Source organism: Exiguobacterium acetylicum (assembly GCF_022170825.1).
Lineage (GTDB): Bacteria > Bacillota > Bacilli > Exiguobacteriales > Exiguobacteriaceae > Exiguobacterium_A > Exiguobacterium_A acetylicum_B.
This window is the reverse complement of the sequence record NZ_CP081878.1, coordinates 2,116,430-2,130,225: the sequence shown is the minus strand read 5'-3', so window position 1 is coordinate 2,130,225 and position 13,796 is coordinate 2,116,430. Positions and strand designations below refer to the sequence as shown.

General features: G+C 46.0%; 11 protein-coding genes. 10 read left to right on the top strand and 1 reads right to left on the bottom strand.

From position 1 onward, the window contains the following. Positions 1-113: 113 nt before the first annotated feature. The 4 genes from K6T22_RS11290 (at position 114) to K6T22_RS11275 (ending at position 6,592) form a co-directional block, all read left to right on the top strand. On the top strand, positions 114-392 hold the full coding sequence (locus tag K6T22_RS11290; protein WP_023468835.1) for an Fpa/YlaN family protein: 279 nt from the start codon (positions 114-116) through the stop codon (positions 390-392). 70 nt (positions 393-462) lie between these two features. Then, positions 463-1,734: an FtsW/RodA/SpoVE family cell cycle protein gene (locus K6T22_RS11285; RefSeq protein ID WP_238237256.1), complete on the top strand. Its 1,272-nt coding sequence runs from the start codon at positions 463-465 to the stop codon at positions 1,732-1,734. After that, positions 1,727-5,161, top strand: coding sequence for a pyruvate carboxylase (locus K6T22_RS11280; protein ID WP_238237254.1), 3,435 nt, complete (start codon positions 1,727-1,729; stop codon positions 5,159-5,161). Before K6T22_RS11285 ends, K6T22_RS11280 begins: the two co-directional genes overlap by 8 nt. 75 nt (positions 5,162-5,236) lie before the next feature. Beyond that, the gene (locus K6T22_RS11275; RefSeq protein WP_283205683.1) at positions 5,237-6,592 is read left to right on the top strand and encodes a cryptochrome/photolyase family protein; all 1,356 of its coding nucleotides are present in this window, start codon (positions 5,237-5,239) and stop codon (positions 6,590-6,592) included. Between the two features lie 44 nt (positions 6,593-6,636). Here K6T22_RS11275 and K6T22_RS11270 read toward each other — a convergent pair whose 3' ends face one another. Beyond that, on the bottom strand, positions 6,637-7,530 hold the full coding sequence (locus K6T22_RS11270; RefSeq protein WP_238237248.1) for a COX15/CtaA family protein: 894 nt from the start codon (positions 7,528-7,530) through the stop codon (positions 6,637-6,639). Between the two features lie 325 nt (positions 7,531-7,855). Between K6T22_RS11270 and cyoE the strand changes: the two genes are divergently transcribed. The 6 genes from cyoE to ctaG all read left to right on the top strand — a co-directional run bounded on the left by cyoE (position 7,856) and on the right by ctaG (position 13,787). Then, positions 7,856-8,788, top strand: coding sequence for a heme o synthase (gene cyoE, locus K6T22_RS11265; RefSeq protein WP_238237247.1), 933 nt, complete (start codon positions 7,856-7,858; stop codon positions 8,786-8,788). A gap of 64 nt (positions 8,789-8,852) precedes the next feature. Then, positions 8,853-9,884 carry a cytochrome c oxidase subunit II gene (gene coxB, locus K6T22_RS11260; RefSeq protein WP_238237245.1) on the top strand — a complete coding sequence of 344 codons (1,032 nt, stop codon included), beginning with the start codon at positions 8,853-8,855 and terminating at the stop codon, positions 9,882-9,884. Between the two features lie 35 nt (positions 9,885-9,919). Further along, positions 9,920-11,788: a cytochrome c oxidase subunit I gene (gene ctaD, locus K6T22_RS11255; protein ID WP_029342162.1), complete on the top strand. Its 1,869-nt coding sequence runs from the start codon at positions 9,920-9,922 to the stop codon at positions 11,786-11,788. Position 11,789: 1 nt separating this feature from the next. Beyond that, the gene (locus K6T22_RS11250; protein WP_238237244.1) at positions 11,790-12,419 is read left to right on the top strand and encodes a cytochrome (ubi)quinol oxidase subunit III; all 630 of its coding nucleotides are present in this window, start codon (positions 11,790-11,792) and stop codon (positions 12,417-12,419) included. 1 nt (position 12,420) lies between these two features. Further along, positions 12,421-12,750: a cytochrome C oxidase subunit IV family protein gene (locus K6T22_RS11245; protein ID WP_029342160.1), complete on the top strand. Its 330-nt coding sequence runs from the start codon at positions 12,421-12,423 to the stop codon at positions 12,748-12,750. 131 nt (positions 12,751-12,881) lie between these two features. Continuing rightward, on the top strand, positions 12,882-13,787 hold the full coding sequence (ctaG, locus tag K6T22_RS11240; protein WP_238237242.1) for a cytochrome c oxidase assembly factor CtaG: 906 nt from the start codon (positions 12,882-12,884) through the stop codon (positions 13,785-13,787). The last annotated feature ends 9 nt before the right edge of the window (positions 13,788-13,796 follow it).

The following is a 13,796-nucleotide window of genomic DNA, read 5'->3' as shown; positions in this document are numbered from 1 at the left end:
CCCTAAATGTGTAAGTCCAACAAATCCATTATACCGAAACGTTGAATTGTTGGCGAAAGTAAGGTAAAGTTTAGCTATAACAGGAACGCGTCATTTGATGAGGAGGGATTGGATTGTCAACTGAAATCGAGACAGTTCATCGCCAGCGCGCTCTTGAGCTACTAGAAGCGGATGCACAAAAAATCCGCCGGTTGATCGAGGTCCAGCTTGCGAATTTAACGATGCCACAATGTCCTCTTTACGAGGAAGTATTGGATACACAAATGTTCGGATTGTCCCGTCAGATTGATTTTGCGGTGCGTCTTGAACTGATTGATGCGGGTGAAGGGAAACAATTGCTCGAATCACTTGAACAGCAATTATCTGATTTACATGATGCGGAGACGTGCTGATTTTCTACTCAAACGTGAAATGCGGCGTTTGGGTATTTTTTTTTAGAAAATGAAAAAAGGACGTGTACATATGTTAGCGAAGTTTAAAGAAAAACGAGCATTTTTTGACTATGGTCTATTCTTTACGATGCTCATCCTCATGGCGATCAGTACGGTCATGGTCTATAGTGCGAGCGTGTGGAACGGTGGAGATTATGCGAATACGTCCTTCTTTGAGAAGCAGTTGATGTTTGATGCGATGGCTATCGCGCTGTTCCTTTTCGTTTCGCAAATTAACCATGAGGTGTTCCGTGGACCGGTCATTCGTTTACTCCTTTATTTGATTACATGGTTGATGTTGATGGCAACGTTGTTCTCTGCTCCACTAAACGGTGCCCGCGCATGGTTGAACTTCGGTATTTTCTTGATTCAACCGATCGAACTCTGTAAATTCGTCCTCGTCGTAGGACTCGCCAGTTATTTTGATCAAAAACATAAAGGAAAAATGGACGGGGTGATTGGAATCGTACATCATTTCATTCATCGTCAAATTAAAGGGACGACTTCAGGACGACGCATTTTACTTAGTTTCTCGGACTGGATTTTGATTCCAATGGTCGTGTTACTGGCACCATATGCGATCATCATTCGTATGCAGCCGGACGACGGTGGTCTATTCATTCTTTTACTCGTCACCGCCATGATCTTATTCGCTGTCGGATTACCTAGTGGATACATCGCGCTTTGTGCCATTAGTGTTCCACTCATTTTCATGTATGCTTGGAATAATTTTTCCGATAATCAGATGCAACGGATTCAAGCAAGTTTAAACCCATTTCTTGATGCAGAAGGAAAGGGATATCAGCTGATCAATTCCGTCATATCGATTGCCCATGGGGGGGTATTCGGGGTCGGTCTCGGGAATAGTTTTCAGAAGTATGGCTATTTGCCGGAACCTGAAACCGACTATATCATGTCGATCATCTCAGAGGAGCTTGGATTCGTCGGTGTCCTCGTCGTACTCGGTCTATTGTTCTACTTGATGATTCAAGGGGCAATCATCGCTAATCGGTGTGTCTCACTTTACTCGAGTATGCTCGCGCTCGGTATTTCAGGTATCATCTTTATCCAGACATGTATCAACATCGCGGCGATGTCTGGTCTGTTTCCAGGTACAGGCGTTACCTTGCCATTCATCAGTTACGGTGGATCATCGCTACTCGTCATGAGTACGATGCTTGGTGTAATGGCAAACATTTCCATGCAAAATAAATATCGCTTGGCGTATCATAAAGAAGTGCAGACTGCACGTTCGATGAGTGCCACAAGCTCATTAACTAAAGGGGGAGCATCAGTTGACTAAAATCCAGAAGATTCTCGTAGCAAACCGTGGGGAAATCGCGATTCGCGTTTTCCGTGCAGCGACAGAACTCGGTATTCGTACCGTTGCCATTTATTCGCGAGAGGACATGGGTTCTCTTCATCGCTATAAAGCTGATGAAGCGTACCGAATCGGAGAAGGAAAAAAACCGATCGAAGCCTATCTCGATATTGAAGATATCATCGCAACAGCGAAAAAAGCCGAATGTGATGCAATCCATCCTGGTTATGGATTCCTCTCTGAGAACATTGAGCTGGCAAAACGTTGTCGCGAAGAAGGCATCATCTTCATCGGACCGCAAGAAGAACATCTTTACAAATTCGGGGATAAAGTACGCGCTCGGACAACAGCGATTGAAGCAGGTCTTCCTGTCATTCCGGGAACGGATGGTCCAATCTCGTCGATTGACGAAGCATATGCGTTTGCAGAACAAGCAGGCTATCCGCTAATGGTCAAAGCATCGCTTGGTGGCGGTGGACGTGGTATGCGTGTCGTTCGGACAGAAGAAGAGCTTCCAGATATGATCGAACGCGCGAAATCAGAAGCCCTGAAGGCATTCGGTTCGGATGAGATTTACGTTGAAAAATTGATTGAACGTCCAAAACATATTGAAGTCCAAATCATTGGAGATGCACACGGAAACATCATTCACTTGTTCGAACGGGATTGTTCCGTGCAACGTCGTCACCAAAAAGTCGTCGAAGTGGCACCATGTGTGACGCTTTCAGACGAAGGTCGACAAAAGATTTGTGACGCAGCGGTCACGTTGATGAAACATGTCGGATACGAAAATGCAGGAACGGTCGAATTTCTCGTCACGCAAGATGAATCGTTCTATTTCATCGAAGTAAACCCACGTGTTCAGGTCGAACACACGATTACAGAAATGATTACAGGCGTCGATATCGTTCAGACGCAAATTCGTGTCGCTGAAGGTGAATCGTTACATAGCGACCTCGTTGGTATTCCGCAACAAGAAGATATTAAGATGCTTGGTTTTGCGATTCAGAGTCGTATTACATCGGAAGATCCTGAAAATGGCTTCTTACCGGATACTGGGAAGATTAAAGCCTACCGTTCACCAGGTGGTTTTGGAGTACGTCTCGATGGTGGGAATGCCTACGTCGGAGCAGAGATTTCGCCATATTATGATTCATTGCTCGTTAAAATCTCGACGCATGGTTTGACTTACGACCAAGCCGTCGCGAAGATGCGTCGAAACCTAAGTGAATTCCGGATCCGTGGTATCAAGACGAACATTCCGTTCCTAAGTAACGTTTTGAAGCACCATGCGTTCGTCAGCGGTGATTACAACACATCGTTCATCGATGATACACAAGAGTTATTCATCTTCCCGAAACGTCAAGACCGAGGAACGAAGCTCTTGACATACATCGGAGAGGTTTCCGTCAATGGATTCCCGGGAATCGGAAAATTGGACAAGCCGCTTGCACGCGATGTCCGGATTCCGAAAGTGCTTCCGGCGGATTATACACCAGGAGCAAAAGCGATCCTTGATGCGGAAGGTCCGGAAGCCGTCGCGAAATGGTTGACAGCACAAGAACACGTTCTGCTGACGGATACGACATTCCGTGATGCTCATCAATCGTTACTTGCCACACGAATGCGGACGAAGGATCTCGTCGCTATCGCAGAGGCAGAAGCGAAATTGCTACCTGAATTGTTCTCTGTCGAAGCCTGGGGTGGTGCGACGTTTGATGTCGCGTACCGATTCTTGTCTGAAGATCCATGGGTTCGCCTGATGAAATTGCGTGAAAAGATGCCGAACGTCTTGATTCAAATGTTGCTTCGTGGTGCGAATGCTGTTGGATACAAGAACTATCCGGACAACGTCATCCATACGTTCGTCAAGGAAGCAGCACAAGCTGGAGTCGACGTCTTCCGGATTTTCGATAGTCTGAACAACCCGGAGTCGATTCAACTTGCAATCGATGCAGTCTTGCCAACAGGTAAAATCGCGGAAGCGGCAGTCTGTTATACAGGCGATCTGTTCGATGCGAATCGTCCGAAATATCATCTGCCGTATTATGTCAATTTGGCGAAAAAGCTCGAAGAAAGTGGCGCCCAAATCATTGCCATCAAAGATATGGCAGGTCTTCTGAAACCGGAAGCGGCTTATGCGCTCGTGTCAGCACTTAAAGATGCGGTATCGTTACCAATCCATCTTCACACACATGATGCGAGTGGAAACGGAATCTACACGTATGCGCGTGCGATTGATGCCGGTGTTGACGTCGTCGACGTTGCAGCATCAAGTATGTCGGGTCTGACGAGTCAACCAGCGGGCGGTAGCTTGATTCATGCCTTAAGTGGTCATCCACGTCAGCCGCTCGTTTCAGCGCAAAAGTTTGAACAGGTTTCGGATTATTGGCAAGATGTACGTCATCTCTACCAAGCATTCGAACTCGATATGATTGCGCCGAATCCAACGGTCTACGATCACGAGATGCCAGGTGGACAATACTCGAACTTACAGCAACAAGCAAAAGCTGTCGGTCTTGCGGATCGTTGGTCTGAAGTCAAGGAGATGTATGCACGTGTCAACATGCTGTTTGGCGATATCGTCAAAGTTACGCCATCATCGAAAGTCGTCGGAGATATGGCGCTCTTCATGGTCCAACATCATTTGACGGAAGAAGATGTCTTGCATCGAGCAGGCGGACTTGATTTCCCAGATTCAGTCGTCGAACTGATGAAAGGAGAACTTGGAACACCACCGGATGGTTTCCCGCAAGACGTTCAACGGGCAATTCTCAAAGGAGCTGCTCCACTAACGGAGCGTCCTGGTAAAATGATGGAACCGCTCAACTTTGATGCGATCAAACATGAGTTGTTCGAAAAACTTGAACGACCGGTCACAGAATTTGATGCACTTGCGTATGCGCTCTATCCAAAAGTCTTCATGGACTACAGTTCGTACGTAGCACGATACGGTGACATCTCTGTTCTTGATACGAATACGTTCTTCCATGGAATGCGTCTAGGTGAGACGATCGAGGTTGAAATCGAACGAGGCAAGACACTCTACCTCAAGTTGATTCAGATTGGTCAGCCAGACGATCACGGGATGCGGACGATTTATTACGAGATGAACGGCGTGCCGCGTGAAGTCGAAGTGAAGGATATCAGCATCAAAGAAAGTTCATCGAGTCGTCCAAAAGCGGACCGGAGCAACGCAAAACAAATCGGTGCATCGATGCCGGGTAGCGTGTTGAAAGTACTTGTTGAGACAGGTACACGTGTCCGTAAAGGAGAACAACTGCTCGTTACGGAAGCGATGAAGATGGAAACGACGATCCAAGCACCAGAAGACGGTGAGATTAAAGCAGTCCACGTCAAAGAAGGCGAAGCCATTGCTAGCCAAGATTTACTGATTGAATTCGTATAAGGTCACAATGAAAAACAGGCGCACGCTCGGCGGGCTGCCTGTTTTTCATTCAATATGTAGTGGGAGAGGATACGATTGAACATTATTTGTTGGGTTCGAAGTGATTTTCGATTTCAGGATAACCACATGTTGGCACGTGCCATTGAATTACTAGAAGAAAATCCGAAGGCGACGGTAGAATTCGTCTTTTGGCTCAATCCAGATTACATCGGGGAATATGAAGCACGCCAACAGTATTTCTTTCAAGCGCTCGAAGTGTTTTCAGATGCTTGTAGGGAAAAGGAAATGCCGATTCGCTTTATCGAGGGTGACGAGCAGACTTTCTTAGACGCGACCGATGACGCAGATATTCTCTTGTTTAATGCTGAATATGTCGAACCGTTCAAGACTCGAGATGAAGGCATCATCAAGAAGCGAGGAGATCGTCAGACAGAACGTTTACTAGATCGTCATCTGCTTCACCCGCATGACATTAAAAAGCAGGATGGAAAGTTCTATAAAGTATTCACGCCATATAAGAATGCATTCATGAAAAAAGATATTCCTACACCATATGAAGTGAAATGGCAAACGCTGCGGGATCATTATCAAAAGCGTCAGCACGACAATAGTTTCATTGAAGCCTATTTCAAAAAAGCACAATCGGAAGCAGTTTTCCATCCTGGTGAGAAGCAAGCGAAACAACGCTTAAAGAAATTCGTCGAACAATCACTTGAATCGTATGAAGAGAATCGTGATCTTCCGGCAGTTGATGGCACGAGTTTACTCTCTCGTTATTTACGAACTGGAGAAATCGGCATTCGAACCGTCTATGCAGCTGTTCAAGATGCAAAAGAATCAAAAGGAAAGCAAACATTCATCACCGAACTGATTTGGAGAGAATTCTACTATATGATTTTGATGCATTTCCCAGAATCGAAACGACAAGCCGTCAATACGCAATATCGGGAAATCGAATGGGAGAAAGATGACGAGGGATTCAAAGCGTGGTGTGAAGGCAAGACTGGCTATCCGATCGTTGATGCAGCGATGCGGCAATTGAATCAAACCGGGTGGATGCATAATCGTTTGCGGATGATCGTTGCTTCTTTCCTGACGAAGGACTTGTTGATTGACTGGCAGAAGGGTGAACAGTATTTCCAGCAGAAGCTCGTCGATTATGAAGCAGCATCGAATATCGGAGGATGGCAATGGGCAGCATCAGTCGGAACGGATGCCGTTCCGTACTTCCGCGTCTTCAATCCAACGACACAGTCGAAGAAATTCGATAAAGACGGGGAGTTCATTCGAAAGTACGTCACGGAAATCAAGGATTTATCAAAGCAGTACATTCATGAACCGACTGCTGAGCAGCGCAAGGATTATGGGTATCCAGAACCGATTGTTGCACACGATGAAGCACGGAAGCGTGCGATTGCTCGGTTTAAATGAAAAAAGGATGTTCCTCGGCCGAGGAACATCCTTTTTTTACGATCTTATTGAAGACGACTATTTGCCTTGCGCGTTCGGAATGCATGATACGTCAGGTAAGATAAAACACCGAAGTAACATGTAATCAAGAAAGCATGGAGTAACGGGACATACGTCGCGTGTCCACCAAGGACGATCCAAGCACCTGTAGCAACTTGGCACGTGATGAAGAATGTCGCGAACGCCATTCCGATCGTTGTCGTCCGGTGTTTTAAACGAATCGCGACGACATGGACAAATAAAGTGAAGAGGAACAATAATCCTGCCATGATCCGGTGAATCATCTGCACCCACGCCTCAAACGTCATGGACGGTTGAGAACAGACCGGCCAACCAACGCAAGCATATGTAGCGCCGACGTGGCGTACGTAAGCACCGGTATAGACGACGATCAGCGTATAGATGAGTAGACCGTATAAGAGCTTCCGCAAGAATGCTGGGACCGATTCCCTGAATTCCTGACCAGGACGCTCCATGATCAACAACGTCAAAATCAACAGCGAAGCAAAGGAAATCAAGGAGATACCGAAATGTAACGCCATGACGAGGTCCGATTGTTGCCAAACGACAGCTCCAGCTCCGACGATCGATTGAATCAACATGAAGATGAAGGCAAGAAACGCGAAGATCTTCGTATCGAGCCGATCCTTGAAAGCAACGAGCGTCCAGAGACATAAGGCGATGATTAAGAGTCCAACGACTCCAGTTACAGCACGGTGACTATATTCAATCATCGTTTCAACACTTGGGTTCGTCGGAATGAGTTCCCCGTGACAGAGTGGCCAATCCGTTCCGCAACCATCGCCTGAATCTGTTTTTGTGACCGTCCCGCCCATCAGCAAGACGATCATCATCGTAAACGTGACGAAGGCTGAAAACATCGAAAGTTTTCGATTCAAGATTTGGACACCACCTTTCTAAAAAAATACGAAATACATGGATTTCCATAGGACTAGTATCGCATAAAAAGTCCTGAAAGGGTTGCAATCTTTTAGAACAACGCTATTCTAGTATTAGGTAAATATGGTGAACTGTGATGAAAATCACATAGATTTCACATTTTGTTCATTATGTCGAAAGTATTTTCATACGTCACGGTCCTGAATATGTGGTATCTTTTATAGAGAAAAGGGCGTTTCGTGGCATGTCTGTGTTATTTCTGTGAAGAAATTACGTGAAGCCTAGGTGCTAAACGGAAGCAGACGGTGAAAAGGAGGGAACAGCATGGCGAAAGTTACTGGAGAGGCACTGGGTATGGCGATCGAGCAAGCGGATCAGCCAACATTCAAGGACTATATTACCCTAGCAAAAATGGGGATTGTTCGTGCCAATCTGATTACGGTCTTCGCAGGGTATGTCGTAGCAGCATCGTACATAACGGATGATGTCCTGTTGTATTTATGGCAAACCAAGTGGATGTTACTGTGGACGCTTCTCGGGAGTGGATTGGTCATTGCCGGAAGTTGCTACCTCAATAACTACATTGACCGGGACATCGATTACAAGATGGAACGGACGATGGGAAGACCAAGCGTTACTGGGAAGATGGATGGACAACGGATACTCGCACTAGGACTCGGTATTCTTGCGACCGGTACGGTATTATTGTTGATCGTCAACCATGTGGCGGCAGTGTTCGGATTGATCGGATCATTCGTTTACGTCGTGATTTATACGATGTGGTTAAAACGGACACACACGATCAATACAGTCGTAGGTGGTATTTCAGGAGCTGTGCCACCAATCATTGGATTTGCGGCAGTCACTCCGACGCTTCACATTGATGCGTGGATTTTATTCCTCATCATGTTCGTGTGGCAACCACCACATTTCCTTGCACTCGCGATGCGACGGACAGAGGAGTATCGGGCAGCAGGTATCCCGATGTTACCTGTCGTAAACGGATTCGCGATCACGAAACGACAAATTGTATGGTGGATTGCAGTACTCATTCCATCATCACTCCTCTTAGCACACTATGGCATCATCTACATGATCGTCATGGCATTGCTCGGTGGATATTGGCTCTATATGGGACTGAAAGGTCTGAAGATCCAAGATGAACAAGCCGAAATTAAATGGGCGTCGAAGATGTTCTTCTTCTCACTCTTTTATTTCACGGCTTGGATCGTGACGGTCGTACTCGTTTCTCTCTAAAACGATTTGACATAATTCACGTACACCATTACGAAAGACAAAATTGGGGACAAAGAAAGTGGGGATGGTTGTGAAAAAATCAGTAAAAATGCTCTTCCGGCTTCTTCCAATCGGCTTGATGGCACTTATGTTATCAGGTTGTGGAATTCCGGAATTGTCTGCGCTACAGCCTCGCGGAGAAGGCGCTGAAATGCAACTTGAGATCATCAAGCTTAGCTTGTGGGTCATGTTGTTCGTCCTTGCGATCGTAGCCGTCATTTATATTTACGTACTTATGAAATTCCGTCGTAAATCAGGTGATAACACGGTTCCGAAGCAAGTTGAAGGGAACCATACGCTTGAAATCATCTGGACAGTCATTCCGATTCTTCTTTTGATCGTTCTTGCAATTCCGACGATCAAAACAACGGTTGAACTTGCAGATGCAAAAGAAGCGAAGAAAAACGAACAAATCAACGTTACAGCAAACCTCTACTGGTGGGAATTCGAATACCCAGATAAAGGTGTTTCGACAGGACAAGAACTTGTCATCCCAGTCGGTAAGCGTGTTGCTGTCAACTTGACGTCTAAAGACGTCATTCACTCATTCTGGGTACCAGCTCTTTCTGGTAAGACAGATACGAACCCAGGTCTTGAGAATGAAATGTGGTTACAAGCAAAAGAAGCAGGCACGTACTACGGTAAATGTGCTGAGTTGTGTGGTCCTTCCCACGCATTGATGGACTTTAAAGTCGTTGCGATGGAACAAGATGACTACGATCAGTGGTTGAAAGACATGAAATCTACAAAAGAAGCAGAAACGAAACAGCTCGATAAAAAGAATGAAAAGAACTGGACGACTGGTGAGAAAGTCTATGCTCAGAACTGTCTCAGCTGTCATGGTGGCGGGAAAGTCGCACCTAGCTTGACGAACTTCGGTGACCGTCAACGTATCGCGGGTTACCTCGACCATGATAAAGAGAACCTCGAAAAATGGATTCGCGATCCTCAAAAAGAGAAACAAGGTACGAAAATGCCTGGATTCTCTGAAGATCAGATCAGCGATGAAGAATTGAGCGAATTGGCAGATTATCTATTGGACAAAAAGCTCCAATAATTTTTTAAGGGGGAATCATAGTGGGGACACATACTATGGGTATGCCGCAGAAAAAAAGCGGCATCATGGACTGGCTAACGACAGTCGACCATAAGAAAATCGGGATTCTCTACATCATGTCTGGATTGTTCTTCCTTCTGGTCGGTGGCGTAGAAGCCCTAATGATTCGTTTTCAATTGATTAAACCGATGAACGATTTCGTCAGCGGTGAACTCTTTAACCAATTGATCACGATGCACGGTACGACGATGATCTTCTTGGCAGCGATGCCGATGTTGATCGGATATATGAACGCGGCAGTACCGCTTCAAATCGGGGCACGTGATGTTGCGTTCCCATTCTTGAACGCACTTGGTTTTTGGTTGTTCTTCTTCGGTGGAGTTTTACTGAACCTCTCTTGGTTCTTCGGCGCTGCACCGAACGCAGGATGGACAGCATACGCACCACTCTCAACTGTACCTGAGTCTCTCGGTGTAGATTTCTATGCCTTAGGTCTTCAGATTTCAGGTTTCGGTACACTTATGGGGGGGATTAACTTCCTCGTTACAATTTTGAACATGCGCGCACCAGGTATGAAGTTGATGCGGATGCCGCTCTTCACATGGACAGCATTCGTTGCTTCTGCCTTGATCGTTTTCGCATTCCCACCACTTACGGTCGGATTGTTCCTCTTGACGTTTGAGCGACTCTTCGGAGCGCACTTCTTTGACCCGGCAGCGGGCGGGAACATCGTCATCTGGGAACACCTCTTCTGGATCTTCGGTCACCCGGAAGTTTATATCTTGATCTTACCGGCATTCGGTATTTTCTCTGAAATCATTCCTACATTTGCTCGTAAGCGTCTCTTCGGTTACACGACGATGGTCTTTGCGACGATGTTGATCGGTTTCCTCGGATTCATGGTATGGGTCCACCACATGTTCACAGTTGGTCTTGGACCAGTTGCGAACGCGATCTTCGCAGTAGCAACGATGGCGATCGCTGTACCGACAGGGGTCAAGATATTCAACTGGCTCTTTACGTTATGGGGCGGTAAATTGACATTCCCAGTCGCGATGCTTTACTCGGTCGCATTCATTCCATCATTCCTTGTTGGTGGTATGACAGGGGTCATGCTTTCAGTAGCACCTGCCGATTACCAGTATCACGATAGTTATTTCGTAGTAGCTCACTTCCACTACGTTATCGTTGGTGGGGTTGTCTTCGGTCTCTTCGCAGGTCTTTACTACTGGTTCCCACTTATGTTCGGGAAACAGCTCAACGAATTCTGGGGGAAAATTCAATTCTGGTTGTTCTTCATCGGCTTCCACTTGACGTTCTTCCCGCAACACATTCTCGGTCTTACAGGTATGCCACGTCGTGTCTTCACGTACTTGCCAAACCAAGGCTGGGAGACAATGAACTTACTTTCGTCAATTGGTGCAGCCTTCATGGGTGTATCGACGATCGTGCTCGTCATCTCGATTGCAGCAGCATTGATGTCAAAAGAATACGTAAAACGCGACGTCTGGGGAGATGGCCGTACACTTGAGTGGACACTTCCAGTTCCAACTCCAGAGTACAACTTCGCACAAATTCCACTCGTCAAAGGTTTGGATACGTATTGGCTCGAAAAAATGGCAGGAAACAAAACAGTTTCTGTATCGGAAGAAGTCGGCGACATCCACATGCCGAACAATACGATCTTGCCATTCGTCATGTCAGTCGGTCTATTCCTTGCAGGTCTCGGATTCATTCTTCGCCTAGACTATGGAACTGTTGGTCTCGTCGTTGCCTTGATTGGTCTTGCGATGACATTGATCGCGATGTTCTTCCGTTCTTGGATTGACGATGAAGGATACTACATCCCGAAATCAGTCGTCGAAGAAGATCTACGCCTTGAAGCAGAAAAGGAGGCGAAGTAAGATGGGTCATCATACAGTACCGAATAACCCAATCACGGGTATTCCGGATCATGTTGAAAAAGCAACACTTGAGGGTAAGAATAAATATGTAGCCTTCTGGTTCTTCCTTGGAGGAGAGACGACTTTGTTCGCCTCTCTCTTCGGAACATACATCGGACTTCATAACTCCGGTGCAAAAGAAGGATTACGCAGTTATGACATCTTCGAAATGGGTCTCGTCTTCATCATGACGATGCTTCTCCTTACAAGTTCATTAACAAGTGTTCTTGCGATGATGGCGATGAAACGTAATGATGTGAAGAAGATGAAAATGTGGTTGATCATCACGCTTGTACTTGGATTAGCCTTCTTAGCAGGTGAGATTTACGAGTTTAATCACTACTATCACATCGGTCACACATTCACTTCGAGTGCTTTTGGTTCTGCCTTCTATACACTCGTTGGATTCCACGGTGCGCACGTCTTGTTCGGTCTTCTCTGGATTTCGACTTTGCTCATCCGGAACTGGAACCGTGGCATTACAGTCGTGAATGCGCCGAAGTACTATGTTTCAAGTCTTTACTGGCACTTCATTGACGTCGTCTGGGTCTTTATCTTCTCAGTCGTCTACCTCATGGGGATGGTGAAATAAGATGGAAAAACACGAACCGCAACTTACGCGCAATCAAATCGAGCTTGAGATGAAAGCAGAGCGTGGTCGTGAGACACAACTGCAACTCATCAGTTTCGCACTCATGATTTTCTTGACGCTTATCGCCTTTGGCGCTGTCATGGCTGATCTCATGCCACACTGGGCAGCTGGTGGGTTCTTGATCATCATGGCAATCGTTCAAGTTTATCTTCAGCTTTACATGTTCATGCACATGAACAACAAAGGCAACACATGGATCAAAGTCATGATGGGTCTTGGCATTTTCGTCGCCTTGACGATCGTTGCAACACTTCGTCTTTTGATCTGGTAAGAATTGTGACCATTCTGCTAACGTTTAGCAGGATGGTCTTTTATTTTGGAATCGTTTTATGAGAAACCTTTACAATGAAATAGGGGAACGGTAATCTTAGTTTGTAAGAGAAAGGAACGGGGTGAAAAAATATGTTAGGCAATTTAAGGGGAGCACTTTCGCAATTCGAATGGACTGTCTTATGGAGTCCATATTATGCGTTGATACTCGTTGGATTGTATATCCTATATGCTGTCGTGACAGAAAAGTTGCGTCGTCCGGATGAGCCGGAAACAACGCTTGGGCAAAAGTTTTCGATGCTCGCGGCATTGATCGTTTTTTACATCGGTTTTGGAAGTCCGTTAGACCTGCTAGCGCATATCACCTTCTCTGCACACATGTTGCAGATGGTATTCGTCTATATGGTCGCACCGCCGCTCTTGTTGATTGCGATACCAGAGTGGCTTTATAAGCGCTTGTTCGATACACCGTACCTTGGGAAGATCTTAAAGTTCTTCATCAAGCCGTTGATTGCACTTGTCGTCTTTAATGCCTTGTTTACGTTCTATCACATGCCATTTATTTTTGATTATGTCTTAACGAACTATACCGTTCACCGTCTGTTCCATGGCACGCTGATTTTCTTGAGCATGACGATGTGGTATCCAATCATTGCACCTGTCAATGAGGATGACAGTTTGTCTGACTTGAAGAAAATGGTCTATATCGTTGCGAATGGTGTGTTGTTGACGCCAGCCTGTGCGTTCATGATCTTCAGTCAAAGTTTCCAGTATCAAGCTTATCAGGATCCGGCGACATTCGCGAAAGTACTCGCTTACTGTTTACCGAACAATGATTTAAGTGGATTGAATCTGGAACGATTGCTTGGAACGACAGATGACTTATTAGAGGACCAACGCTTTGGTGGTGTCCTCATGAAGCTCGGTCAAGAACTCGTCTATGGTTTATTCTTCGGACTGACCTTCTTTACATGGGTGCGCCGTTCAAAAAGTACTGCCGTGGATGAAGGGATGTCCTTCACACCAAAAGCGGATTAAATTGGAGGA

Bases quoted from the DNA above. Each gene is read 5' to 3' on its own strand.
- K6T22_RS11285 (WP_238237256.1), top strand. From the start codon at position 463: ATGTTAGCGAAGTTTAAAGAAAAACGAGCATTTTTTGACTATGGTCTA.
- cyoE (WP_238237247.1), top strand. From the start codon at position 7,856: ATGGCGAAAGTTACTGGAGAGGCACTGGGTATGGCGATCGAGCAAGCG.
- coxB (WP_238237245.1), top strand. From the start codon at position 8,853: ATGGTTGTGAAAAAATCAGTAAAAATGCTCTTCCGGCTTCTTCCAATC.
- ctaD (WP_029342162.1), top strand. From the start codon at position 9,920: ATGGGTATGCCGCAGAAAAAAAGCGGCATCATGGACTGGCTAACGACA.
- K6T22_RS11250 (WP_238237244.1), top strand. From the start codon at position 11,790: ATGGGTCATCATACAGTACCGAATAACCCAATCACGGGTATTCCGGAT.
- K6T22_RS11245 (WP_029342160.1), top strand. From the start codon at position 12,421: ATGGAAAAACACGAACCGCAACTTACGCGCAATCAAATCGAGCTTGAG.
- ctaG (WP_238237242.1), top strand. From the start codon at position 12,882: ATGTTAGGCAATTTAAGGGGAGCACTTTCGCAATTCGAATGGACTGTC.